This is a genomic window from Streptomyces tibetensis (assembly GCF_007655005.1).
GTDB lineage: Bacteria > Actinomycetota > Actinomycetes > Streptomycetales > Streptomycetaceae > Streptomyces > Streptomyces tibetensis.
Genome location: NZ_SZVW01000005.1, coordinates 448,675 through 460,290 on the forward strand (window position 1 = coordinate 448,675; position 11,616 = coordinate 460,290).

The 11,616-nt window shown below is 70.5% G+C and carries 13 protein-coding genes; 7 read left to right on the top strand and 6 right to left on the bottom strand.

Features of this window, described 5'->3' with window-relative positions; translation table 11 throughout:
- Positions 1-321: 321 nt before the first annotated feature.
- Together FDO69_RS11415 and FDO69_RS11420 are read right to left on the bottom strand one after the other, a co-directional pair.
- Positions 322-1,365: an S-adenosylmethionine:tRNA ribosyltransferase-isomerase gene (locus tag FDO69_RS11415; protein ID WP_104779648.1), complete on the bottom strand. Its 1,044-nt coding sequence runs from the start codon at positions 1,363-1,365 to the stop codon at positions 322-324.
- On the bottom strand, positions 1,362-2,060 hold the full coding sequence (locus FDO69_RS11420) for an SDR family NAD(P)-dependent oxidoreductase (RefSeq protein ID WP_104779649.1): 699 nt from the start codon (positions 2,058-2,060) through the stop codon (positions 1,362-1,364). Before FDO69_RS11420 ends, FDO69_RS11415 begins: the two co-directional genes overlap by 4 nt.
- 441 nt (positions 2,061-2,501) lie before the next feature.
- On the opposite strand from FDO69_RS11420, the gene FDO69_RS11430 reads away from it, so the two are divergent.
- The 3 genes from FDO69_RS11430 (at position 2,502) to FDO69_RS11440 (ending at position 4,678) form a co-directional block, all read left to right on the top strand.
- Positions 2,502-3,647 carry a GAF domain-containing sensor histidine kinase gene (locus FDO69_RS11430; RefSeq protein WP_104779651.1) on the top strand — a complete coding sequence of 382 codons (1,146 nt, stop codon included), beginning with the start codon at positions 2,502-2,504 and terminating at the stop codon, positions 3,645-3,647.
- Complete coding sequence (locus FDO69_RS11435; RefSeq protein WP_104779652.1) at positions 3,640-4,281, top strand: response regulator; 642 nt, start codon at positions 3,640-3,642, stop codon at positions 4,279-4,281. The genes FDO69_RS11430 and FDO69_RS11435 overlap by 8 nt, the downstream gene beginning before the upstream one ends.
- A gap of 154 nt (positions 4,282-4,435) precedes the next feature.
- On the top strand, positions 4,436-4,678 hold the full coding sequence (locus tag FDO69_RS11440; RefSeq protein ID WP_030852293.1) for a chaplin: 243 nt from the start codon (positions 4,436-4,438) through the stop codon (positions 4,676-4,678).
- Positions 4,679-4,949: 271 nt separating this feature from the next.
- On the opposite strand, the gene FDO69_RS11445 is transcribed toward FDO69_RS11440, so the two are convergent.
- Positions 4,950-5,735, bottom strand: a complete 786-nt coding sequence (locus FDO69_RS11445) for a hypothetical protein (protein WP_104779653.1) — start codon at positions 5,733-5,735, stop codon at positions 4,950-4,952.
- A gap of 161 nt (positions 5,736-5,896) precedes the next feature.
- Here FDO69_RS11445 and FDO69_RS11450 point away from each other — a divergent pair, with 161 nt between their 5' ends.
- The 3 genes from FDO69_RS11450 (at position 5,897) to FDO69_RS11460 (ending at position 8,314) form a co-directional block, all read left to right on the top strand.
- Positions 5,897-6,694, top strand: coding sequence for an ABC transporter ATP-binding protein (locus FDO69_RS11450; protein ID WP_104779654.1), 798 nt, complete (start codon positions 5,897-5,899; stop codon positions 6,692-6,694).
- 95 nt (positions 6,695-6,789) lie between these two features.
- On the top strand, positions 6,790-7,221 hold the full coding sequence (locus FDO69_RS11455; protein ID WP_104779655.1) for an NfeD family protein: 432 nt from the start codon (positions 6,790-6,792) through the stop codon (positions 7,219-7,221).
- A gap of 133 nt (positions 7,222-7,354) precedes the next feature.
- On the top strand, positions 7,355-8,314 hold the full coding sequence (locus FDO69_RS11460) for an SPFH domain-containing protein (protein WP_104779656.1): 960 nt from the start codon (positions 7,355-7,357) through the stop codon (positions 8,312-8,314).
- Positions 8,315-8,431: 117 nt separating this feature from the next.
- Here the strand turns inward: FDO69_RS11460 and FDO69_RS11465 are convergent, their stop codons facing one another.
- The 3 genes from FDO69_RS11465 to FDO69_RS11475 form a co-directional block, all read right to left on the bottom strand.
- The gene (locus FDO69_RS11465) at positions 8,432-8,938 is read right to left on the bottom strand and encodes an HNH endonuclease (RefSeq protein WP_104779657.1); all 507 of its coding nucleotides are present in this window, start codon (positions 8,936-8,938) and stop codon (positions 8,432-8,434) included.
- 207 nt (positions 8,939-9,145) lie between these two features.
- Positions 9,146-9,685 (bottom strand): YbhB/YbcL family Raf kinase inhibitor-like protein, encoded by a 540-nt coding sequence (locus FDO69_RS11470; protein ID WP_104779658.1) that lies wholly within the window; start codon positions 9,683-9,685, stop codon positions 9,146-9,148.
- 40 nt (positions 9,686-9,725) lie between these two features.
- Entirely contained in the window at positions 9,726-10,508 is a 783-nt protein-coding gene (locus FDO69_RS11475) for a sporulation protein (protein WP_104779659.1), read from the bottom strand.
- 144 nt (positions 10,509-10,652) lie between these two features.
- Here FDO69_RS11475 and FDO69_RS11480 point away from each other — a divergent pair, with 144 nt between their 5' ends.
- Entirely contained in the window at positions 10,653-11,294 is a 642-nt protein-coding gene (locus FDO69_RS11480; protein ID WP_104779660.1) for a DNA-3-methyladenine glycosylase, read from the top strand.
- Positions 11,295-11,616: the final 322 nt, after the last annotated feature.

Consider the following 11,616-nt stretch of genomic DNA (forward strand, 5'->3'; position numbering starts at 1 on the left):
AGCGCGGGAGTCGCTCGGCGTCCGGCGTTGGACTCGGTGTGTTTCCGACACAAACGCCGCGGAGGTGAACCCACGGCGCTGAGCGACGTCAGCAATTCTTAGCGGCCGCAAAATGGCGTGGCAAAGGTGTGACGTACGAAAGGAGATAGTGGATCAGGGAGGGTCAAATCGGGGCAGATTGGACCATCCGCGCCGCTCAAAAGGTGGGGCTTTGTCTCCTACGCACTTTCGTACGTGACGTGGGTCCTATGCGAGGGCTCACATCGCCCCTAGATCGGTCTCACCACGCGTTGCACAAGCGATGCTCTGTGTGAGGCCCTTTCAGGGCAGCACGAGGTGCACGTCCCCGAACTTGTGCCACAGATAGCGGCCTTGCAGCGCGGCCTCGTATCCCCGCTCGATCGCCACCCGCCCCGCGACCGCCTCCAGCATCAGCAGATGCGAGGCCTGCGGCTCGTGCAGCCCGGTCAGCAGCCCGTCCACCACCCGCACCCCGCGCTCCGGCGTCACGACGAGATCCGTCCACCCCGCACGCGCGCGTACGGCCCCGTCCGTGCCCACCGCCGACTCCACCGCCCGCACCGCGGTCGTCCCCACCGCCACCACCCGGCCCCCACCGGCCCTCGCGGCGTTGATCAGGCGCGCGGACGCCTCGGGCACCGCGAACCGCTCCGGGTAGGGCGGCTCGTGCGCCTCCGCCGAGGCCACCCCCGTGTGCAGGGTGACCGGCGCGAACTGCACCCCCCGGCTCACCAGCTCCGCCACCATCCGCGCCGTGAAGGGCCGCGCCGCGCTCGGCATCTCCGCGCTGCCCGTCCCGTCCGCCGACGGCAGCGCGAACACCGTCTGGTAGACGGAAAGAGGCTGGTCGCGCTCCGTGTAGGCGTAGCGAACGGGCCGCCCGTACTCCCGCAGCAGCCCCGGCACCCCGGCCCCGGAGACCCGCGCCCACCACAGCCGCTCGCTCCCCCCGCTCAGCGGCTCCTCCAGGACCAGCCACACACCCCCCGGCAGGCACACCACCCTGCCCGCGGGCCCACCCGCACGCGCGCGCGTGGTGCCCCGCCCGTCGGGCTCCCGCAGCTCCACCGCCCAGCGGCCGTCGTCCCCCCGGGTGGAGAAATGCACCACCACGCGCGTGTGGCCGGACCATCCGTCCACGGCCGCCGCCAGCGTCGCCGAGGTGTTGACCACGAGCAGATCCCCGGCCCGCAGCAGCCGCGGCAGCTCCGTGAACGTGTGATGCGCCACCTCGGCACCCCGCGACACCAGCATCCGTACGGCGTCCCGCTCCAGCCCCGGGCCCCGCTGCTCGACCGGCACCCGCGCCGACAGTTCCTCCGGCACCCGCACCCTCAGTGTCATCGGGCCTCGTCCAGCAGCGCCGGAGCCCCGTAACGCCCGCTCGCCGGACGCTCGTCCAGCAGCCGAAGGAACGCCGGCGCCACCGCCGCCGGCTCGGGCCGCGGCTCCCAATCGTCCGGTACGGCCGCCGCGTACAGATCCGTGGCCATGTCCCCGGGATCCACCGCCCAGACCCGCAGCTCCGGCTCCTCCACGGCGAGCACGGCCATCAGATGGTCCAGGGCCGCCTTGGACGCCCCATATCCGCCCCAGGTCTCGTACGCCTCGGCGGCCGCGTCCGAGCTCACGGCGATCACGGCGCCGGCCCGCGCGGCCCGCAGCAGCGGCAGCGCCTCCCGAACCAGGCCCAGCCCCGCGACCAGGTTCACCTCCAGCGCCCGGCGCAGCCCCTCCAGGGGCAGCTCCGCCAGCCTGACCAGCGGCTCGGCACCCAGCGCGCTCGCGTTGTGCACGAGCAGGTCGACGCCGCCCAGCCGCCAGGCCGCCGCCACCAGCTCCGCCCGGTGAGCGGCGTCCGTGACGTCCCCGGGCAGGGCGGTCACCCGCGTGCCGTGCGCGGAGACGGCTCCGGCGGTGTCCGCCAGCGCCTCGGCACCCCTGGCGTCGAGCACCAGGTCCCAGCCCCGCCCGGCCAGGGCCTCGGCCAGGGCACGGCCCAGGCCCTTCGAGGCCCCGGTGATGATCGCTACCGGCATGATCAGCTCCCTCGTCGTGATCGCGTGCCCTCAACCTAGGAACGGGCCGCCCGGACCGCCTCGGACGCGGGCCGTACTCCACCGGGTCCCTTCGCCCTACGCCGCGGGCCCGGCGCCCTGGGACCCGGACCTCGGAGTCCGGCCTCTAGGAGGTGTCCGCAAAGTCCCGCTTGTCCCGCGACGCCTGGCACGCTCCCCCGAGCTCTTCGAGCGGGGGTACCCCCACTCGCCGCACCGGACGAAGCCCCAGGTACGTCCAGTACGTGGGACTCCGCCCGGCACGCCGAGAGCACGCACCAGATGCCGCGGGGCCCGCCCTCCAGGGCGAACGACGGGACTTTGCGGACACGACCTGGGCCCCGCGACCTAGGCCCACCGACCGGGCGCCCCGCCGCCACCGGCCCGATCCCCGCTGTCACAGCCCGCCGGTACCGTGAGGTCATGAGTCACGGCCCCCGGTCCGGCCTCGCAGCGGTGAGTTCCGCGTTGCTGGCCATGAGCAGGCACCTCGAGGTGCGCGACGTCCTCAAGACGATCGTCGCCTCGGCCCGCGAGCTGCTCGACGCGCAGTACGCCGCCCTGGGCGTTCCGGACGACCACGGCGGCTTCGCCCAGTTCGTGGTCGACGGCGTCAGCGAGGAGCAGTGGAAGGCCATCGGCCCCCTCCCGCGCCAGCACGGCATCCTCGCCGCGATGCTGCACGAGGCCAGGTCCGAGCGCCTCGCGGACGTCCGCAAGGACCCCCGCTTCGAGGGCTGGCCGAAGGCCCACCCCGACCTGGTCGACTTCCTGGGCCTGCCGATCCGTGACGGCGACGAGGTCATCGGAGCGCTGTTCCTGGCCAACAAGAACTGCGAGCGGCCCGAAGGCGGCTGCGGCTTCACCGAGGACGACGAGGAACTGCTCGGCATCCTCGCCCAGCACGCCGCGATCGCCCTCACCAATGCCCGCCTGTACGAACGCAGCCGCGAACTCACCATCGCCGAGGAGCGCTCCCGCCTCGCCCACGAACTGCACGACGCGGTCAGCCAGAAGCTGTTCTCCCTGCGCCTGACCGCCCAGGCCGCGGCCCGACTGGTGGACCGCGACCCCTCCCGCGCCAAGGGCGAACTCCAGCAGGTGGCCGCCTTGGCCGCCGAGGCCGCCGACGAACTGCGCGCGGCGGTCGTGGAGTTGCGCCCCGCCGCCCTCGACGAGGACGGCCTCGTCGCGACCCTCCGCACGCAGATCCAGGTCCTGGACCGGGCCCACAGCGCCCGCGTCACCTTCGCCGGTCACGGGGTGAAGGCCCTGCCCGCCTCCCAGGAGGAAGCCCTCCTGCGCGTGGCCCAGGAAGCCCTGCACAATGCCCTTCGCCACTCCGGCGCCGACCACGTCGACGTGACCCTGGACCGCCGCGGCAGCGGAGCCGTCCTGCGGATCACGGACGACGGCAGCGGCTTCGACCCGAGCGCGGTCCGCCGCGCGGGACGCCACCTCGGCCTGGTCTCGATGCGGGACCGGGCGAGCGGTGCCGGCGGCACGTTGACCGTGGAATCGGCGCCCGGCAAGGGCACCGTGATCGAGATGGAGGTCCCCGGTGGCTGACGCAATCAGGGTGCTGCTCGTCGACGACCACCAGGTCGTCCGCCGGGGCCTGCGCACCTTCCTCGAAGTGCAGGACGACATCGAGGTCGTCGGAGAGGCGGCGGACGGCGCCGAAGGGGTGGACCGCGCCGAGGAGTTGAAGCCCGACATCATCCTCATGGACGTCAAGATGCCGGGCATGGACGGCGTCGACGCCCTGCGCAGACTCCGCGAGCTGAACAACCCCGCACGCGTGCTGGTCGTCACCAGCTTCACCGAACAGCGCACGGTGGTCCCGGCCCTGCGCGCGGGCGCCGCAGGGTACGTGTACAAGGACGTCGACCCCGACGCCCTCGCCGGAGCCATCCGCTCGGTCCACGCCGGGCACATCCTCCTCCAGCCGGAGGTCGCCGGCGCGCTGCTGGCGCAGGAGGAGACCAACACGAGCACCACGAGGGCCGGTTCGCTCACCGAGCGGGAGCGCGAGGTCCTCGGCCTCATAGCGGACGGCCGTTCCAACCGGGAGATCGCCCGCGCCCTGGTCCTGTCCGAGAAGACCGTCAAGACCCACGTGTCGAACATCCTGATGAAACTCGACCTGTCCGACCGAACGCAGGCCGCCCTGTGGGCCGTTCGCCATGGCGTGACCGGCTGACGCTCATCCCACGGCAACACGGAAGGTTGCGTTCCGGACCGAGATTCATACTGTCGTGGGAACGTCCCCCGGATGGCGCAACCTCGATGGATCTCCGCCGTTCTCCAGTACGTGCTGCGGCGCCTGCCGCGGCAATCGCTAGGAGGGCTCAGAAGTGAAGAACCTGAAGAAGGCAGCGGCCGTGACGATGGTGACGGGTGGCCTGCTCGCTGCCGGCGCGGGCATGGCCTCCGCCACCAGCGCGCACGCCGACGGCCAGGCCGTGGGCTCCCCGGGCGTCGGCTCGGGCAACGTCGTCCAGGCCCCGGTGCACGTCCCGGTCAACGTGTCCGGCAACAGCGTGAACGTCGTGGGCATCCTGAACCCGGCCTTCGGCAACCTCGCCGTCAACCACTGACACACCACCTCCGTCTCCGAGCCGGAGGTGACAACGGCCTCCCGGCCCCCACCGGGAGGCCGTTCGGCATTGCTACGTCCACGCGCGCCGCCCAGCCGCCCCAGCTGCGGGCATGCGTGCGCTAGGGGCGGCACGGGTGGGCGTGGGGGTTCCCCCTCTGCTCGAGCGAAGCCGAGAGCTTGGGGGAGGCACCCCGCTACGCCGGGCTGCGGACCCACCCTGCCTCAGCACCAACGCCGGGCACCCCCGCTGCGAAACCCGGCCCAAACCCTCACCGCACCCCCCGCTCCCGCTCCTCCACAACGGAGTTGTACGCCGCGACCTGCGCCCGCCGAGCCGTCCGCTCCACCGGCCGCAACGCCTCGCGCCGCGCGGAGATCTCGGACGAACTCACCGCACCCCCGTGCCCACTCTCCGTCGCCACGGCGATCAGCGTCCCCACCCGCTGCGCCAGCTCCAGCACCCGGACCGCCCGCGACGGATACCCCGGGGCCAGCATCTCCCGCCCCCGCTCGGCCCGCGCCCGGTACGCATCGATCGCCGCCTCCGCCACCGGTCCCGACCCGGCCACATCCAGCCGGGTCAACGCCTCGGTGGCCTCCCGCAGGGCCTCCGCCAGTTCCCGCTCCGCCTCACTCAGCGACGGCACATCCGCGGGCGGCGCCTCCCGTACGGGCAGCACATGCCACACCACCTCGACCTGCACGCCCACAGGCCCGGCCTCGTACACGTCCGGCACCAGGCCGTACGCGGCCCCGTGACAGACCACCGCCTCCTCGGCCTCCAGGGCCCGCGCGTTGAACTCCGGCGGCCCGCTCAGCCCCAGCGGATGCCCCGGCGCGGGCAACGCCACCCGCAGCCCGCTCACCCCGAGCGTCCGCAACCGCCCGAGCGCGAGTGTCAGCCCGACCTGCCCCGACTCACCCGGCAGCCCCTCCACCCGGTGCACCGCGTCCTCGCCGACGATGGCAAGAACGGCGTCGTCCGGCGAGACAAGTCCGGCCAAAAGTGCATTTCCCCAAGCTGCGAGACGTCCAGCGCGTGGTTCCGAGAGCATGCTTCCACCCTAGGTCCCTCCAAGGACCGGACCGAGGGAATGCCCCGGCCGACCGGTGGCGTAGATTTCATGGAGGGCTGCGCCCACCGGCGCGGCGGACCGAGCCACAGGCTTACGCGACAGCCGAGACCGGCCACACTGCAAGGGGAGACAACGCGCTCATGAGCGATGTTCTGGAGCTTCAGGACGTATCCGTGGTCCGTGAGGGCCGGGCTCTGGTGGACCAGGTCTCCTGGTCGGTCAAGGAGGGCGAGCGCTGGGTCATCCTCGGCCCGAACGGCGCCGGCAAGACCACCCTCCTCAACCTCGCTTCCACCTACCTCTTCCCCAGCTCGGGCACCACCGCCATCCTCGGCGAGACCCTCGGCAAGCCCGGCACCGACGTCTTCGAGCTGCGCCCCCGCATCGGCATGGCCGGCATCGCCATGACCGAGAAGCTCCCCAAGCGCCAGACGGTCCTGGAGACGGTCCTGACCGCCGCGTACGGCATGACCGCCACCTGGCACGAGGACTACGAGGAGATCGACGAGCAGCGCGCCCGCGCCTTCCTCGACCGCCTCGGCATGAGCGAGTACCTGGACCGCAGGTTCGGCACGCTCTCCGAGGGCGAGCGCAAGCGCACTCTGATCGCCCGCGCCCTGATGACCGACCCCGAGCTGCTCCTGCTCGACGAGCCCGCCGCCGGCCTCGACCTCGGCGGCCGCGAGGACCTGGTCCGCCGCCTCGGCCGCCTCGCCCTCGACCCGATCGCCCCCTCGATGCTCATGGTCACCCACCACGTCGAGGAGATCCCCCCGGGCTTCACCCACGTCCTCATGATCCGCCAGGGCAAGGTCCTCGCCGCAGGCCCGCTGGAGCTCGAACTCACCTCCCGCAACCTCTCCCTCTGCTTCGGCCTCCCGCTCGTCGTCGAACAGTCGGGCGAGCGCTGGACCGCCCAGGGCCTCCCGCTCTCCTGACCCGGCCCGGCAACCCGCAATTCCCGGGGTAAGAACGGGATTTCACACCACGGGCGCCCTGTCGTCGACAGGGCCCGCGGACCTACCATGACCATGTGGACATCGACGCATGGCTGTGGTGGCTGATCGGCGCGGCAGCGCTCGGCATCGCGCTCGTGGTGACCGCCATGCCCGAACTGGGCATGCTGGCGGTGGGCGCCATCGCCGCGGCGGTGGTCACCGGCGTCTTCGGCGGCGGAGCCGTCGCCCAGGTCGCGGTCTTCGCCGTCATCTCGACCGCGGGCATCGCCGTGGTACGGCCCATCGCGAACCGGCACCGCGCCCAGCGACCCCAATTCGCCACCGGCGTGGACGCGTTGAAGGGCAGACAAGCCGTCGTCCTGGAACGCGTCGACGGCTCCGGCGGCCGGATCAAACTCGCCGGAGAGGTCTGGTCGGCCCGCGCTCTCGACACCGGCCACGCTTACGAAGTGGGCCAGGAAGTGGATGTCGTGGACATCGAAGGAGCCACCGCGATCGTCATGTGACCTCGCGCGACGTAATGGGAGCGGAACTCCTCGCCAGCCACGCGACGGTCTGTCAGACTCGACCAGCAAGATCTTCGACAACCATAAGATCTGCCGAAGACGCCGAAGCGGAGAAGGGACACGGGGAACGACGATGGAACCGGTCATCATCGTCCTGATCATTCTGGTGGTGTTGGTCTTCATCGCCCTGATCAAGACGATCCAAGTCATCCCACAGGCCAGCGCGGCCATCGTCGAGCGCTTCGGGCGCTACACGCGGACACTCAACGCGGGCCTCAACATCGTCGTCCCGTTCATCGACACCATCCGCAACCGCATCGACCTGCGCGAACAGGTCGTGCCCTTCCCACCGCAGCCGGTGATCACCCAGGACAACCTGGTCGTGAACATCGACACCGTCATCTACTACCAGGTCACCGACGCCCGGGCCGCGACCTACGAAGTCGCCAGCTACATCCAGGCGATCGAGCAGCTCACCGTCACCACGCTCCGCAACATCATCGGCGGCATGGACCTGGAGCGGACCCTCACCTCCCGCGAGGAGATCAACGCGGCCCTGCGCGGCGTCCTGGACGAGGCCACCGGCAAGTGGGGCATCCGCGTCAACCGCGTCGAGCTCAAGGCGATCGAACCGCCCACCTCCATCCAGGACTCGATGGAGAAGCAGATGCGCGCCGACCGCGACAAGCGCGCCGCAATCCTCCAGGCCGAAGGTGTCCGGCAGTCCGAGATCCTGCGCGCCGAGGGTGAGAAGCAGTCCCAGATCCTGCGCGCCGAAGGTGAGGCCAAGGCCGCCGCCCTGCGCGCCGAGGGCGAGGCCCAGGCCGTCCGCACCGTCTTCGAGGCCATCCACGCCGGCGACCCGGACCAGAAGCTCCTCTCCTACCAGTACCTCCAGATGCTCCCCAAGATCGCCGAGGGCGACGCCAACAAGCTCTGGATCGTCCCCAGCGAGATCGGCGACGCCCTCAAGGGCCTCTCCGGCGCCATGGGCAACTTCGGCGGCCTCGGCGGCGGTTCCGGCGGCAACGGCGGCGCGACCGGAGCCGGTGTCCCGGCCCAGGAACGCCGCGAAAAGCCGTCGATCGACTGACAGCACCCCCAACGCAACGTTCCCCGCAACCCCCTTCTCTTCAGGGGCGCGGGGAACTGCGCGAACAACCACACTCAACCCGCAGTCGACGAACCACCACGGCCCCGCGACGACTACTCACGCCGCGTCCAGCGCCAGCCAATCCGGCAGCGCCGCAAGGTCATCCTGCGCCAGAGCCAAGAGCATCGCATCCGCCGGCGTCGGCTCGAACGGCTCCCGGAGCAGCGGCATACCCGCCTCGACCGGAGTGCGATTCGCCTTCCGGTGATTGTCCTGCGCACACGAGGCCACCGTGTTCAGCCACGTGTCCTGACCTCCCTGCGACCGCGGCACCACGTGGTCCACGGTCGTCGCCCGCCTCCCGCAGTACGCGCACCTGTGCCGGTCCCTGACCAGCACACCCCGCCTCGACCACGGCGCTCGTCTTCGGAAAGGCACCCGTACGTACTGGCAGAGCCTGATCACCCGGGGCGCCGGTATGTCGACCGCGGCTCCCCGCATCCGCAGTTCGGGGTGGGCCTGCTCGACGACGGCCTTGTCCTGAAGCACCAGAACGACGGCTCGGTTCAACGTCACCGTCGACAGCGGCTCGAAGCTCGCGTTCAGTACCAGCGTGTCCCGCATACCAGCCCACCTCCCGTGCACCGGCCCACCCCCTGGCGGGCTGGGATCAACTCTGGCCGGGCACGCCGAGATGGACAACGCAATATCTGCTGCTCTCACGGGGGGTGACCCCCGCGACCCCCGGCAACAAAAATGCCCGCTCCTGATCAATTCCAAGACCAGGAGCGGGCAAACGTTCCATGAACGCCGGGATTCCAGGCGGCTTGCTCAGCCCTCGGCGGGCACCTCGTACTCACCGATCAGCTGGGCCCGCCCGATCGTGTGGAACCGCAGGTTGAAGCCGACCACGGCGGGCGACGCGTCCGCGTCCGGGCCGAGCTTCTCCTCATCCACGGCGTAGACCGTGAACACGTAGCGGTGCGGACCGTCCCCAGGAGGCGGCGCGGCCCCGCCGAACTCCTTGCCGCCGTAGTCGTTGCGCGCGTGGACCGCACCTTCCGGCAGACCCTCGAACTTGCCACTGCCCGCACCCACCGGCAGCTCGGTCACCGACGCCGGGATGTCGAACAGCACCCAGTGCCAGAAACCGCTGCCCGTCGGGGCGTCGGGGTCGTAGCAGGTCACGGCGAAGCTCTTGGTCTCGGGCGGGAAACCCTCCCACCGCAGCTGCGGCGAAGTGTTGCCGGCCGCGTGGACCTGAGCGTCCTTGAGCGTCGCGCCTTCCTCGATGTCCTCGCTCGTCACCGTGAACGACGCGACGGGCGGATGGAAGTCGTGGGGGAGCGGCCGCCGCTTGAGCTCGGTCACCTCGGTACCTCCTGATCGTTTCTTGCTGTCGCCCCCGAGCCTAGAACCAGTTGCGCTTGCTGCCGACCTCGGACAGCCACTGGTTGAGATACGCCGTCCAGTCGGTCCCCTGGTAGTCGTTGAGGCCTACCTGGAAGGACCGGAAGGTGTCGCTGCCCTCGCTGAACAGTCCGGGCTTCTTGTCCATCTCCAGCACCACGTCCATGGCGTTCTGGTCGGCCACGAAGCTCAGCTCGACCTGGTTCAGCCCGCGGTACTGCTGCGGCGGGTAGAACTCGATCTCCTGGTAGAACGGCAGCCGCTGCCGCGTACCGCGGATCACACCCCGCTCCATGTCCGCGTTCTTGAACCGGAAGCCCAGCTGGATGAACGCGTCGAGGATCGCCTTCTGCGCCGGCAGCGGGTGCACGTTCACGGGGTCCAGGTCACCGGAGTCCACCGCCCGCGCGATCTCCAGTTCGGTCGACACCCCGATGTTCATGCCGCGCAGGGCCTGGCCGTCGATCGTCGTGATCGGCGTCTCCCACGGGATCTCCAGACCGAACTGCACGGCGTGCACCGCGCCCGCCTGCAGCTCGAACGCGCCGCCCAGCCGCGACTTCGTGAACTCGATGTCCTGCTTGTACTCCTGGTCGCCGCTCTCCACCTCGACCTTGGCCTGCAGCCCGACCGAGAGCCCCTCGATTTGCTGGTTGACGGAGCCGCCCTGGATCCGCACCTCACCCTGGACGACACCGCCCGGGACGACGTTGACCTCGTGCAGCACCGTCTCGACCGAAGCCCCGCCGGCCCCCAGGCTCGCGAGCAGCTTCTTGAACGCCATGTCTCTCCCTCTCGCCCACAACGGGTGGATCCTTGATCCATACAAACGCGATCCGGCCGTGGCCGGTTCCACGCCCCACCCTGGCAAGGCCGGTGCCCGACGGCCACCCCGCGGCACCCCTCATCTCCAGTACCCTCGGACGGCATGATCGCGACCCCTGACCGTACGCCCCTGTCCAGGGAGTTCTTCGACCGGCCCGTTCTCGATGTCGCCCCCGACCTCCTCGGCCGCATCCTGGTACGCAGCACCCCGGACGGTCCGATCGCGCTCCGCCTCACCGAGGTCGAGGCCTACGACGGTGAGAACGACCCCGGCTCGCACGCCTATCGCGGTCGCACGGCCCGCAACGGCGTCATGTTCGGTCCGCCCGGACACGTGTACGTCTACTTCACCTATGGCATGTGGTTCTGCATGAACCTGGTCTGCGGCCCGGAGGGCAAGTCGAGCGCGGTCCTGCTGCGCGCCGGCGAGATCATCGAGGGCGCCGAACTGGCGCGCACCCGTCGGCTCTCGGCCCGCAACGACAAGGAACTGGCCAAAGGCCCGGCCCGCCTGGCCACCGCCCTGAACGTGGACCGCTCCCTGGACGGCACGGACGCGTGCACCTCCGAAGACACCCCGCTCCGCATGCTGACCGGCACGCCCGTGCCCTCCGACCAGGTGCTCAACGGACCACGGACCGGAGTCGGCGGCGAGGGGGCCGTGCATCCCTGGCGTTTCTGGGTCGCCAACGACCCGACGGTGAGCCCGTATCGAGCCCATGTCCCGAGGCGCCGCCGAAGTTGACGCGCCCTGCCGAGGTGCGTAATGTAGCCCGAGCCGTTGAACCGGGTATGGCGTTCGCCAGCAACCGGAAGCGGCCAAACCAACTACCTAGCGACTCCCCTCAGCAGGGGCGAATTCGGCGTGCTCGCATGCCTGAATTCGGCGCCGACAGACTCGATTATGAGTTGGACGGGGAATCGGCTAACGTAGTGAATGTCGAAAGGCCGACGAGCGAAAGCCCGGGGCTGAACGGCAAATCCCGCCGACAGGGAATCGGATCGAAAAGGATCTGATAGAGTCGGAAACGCAAGACCGAAGGGAAGCGCCCGGAGGAAAGCCCGAG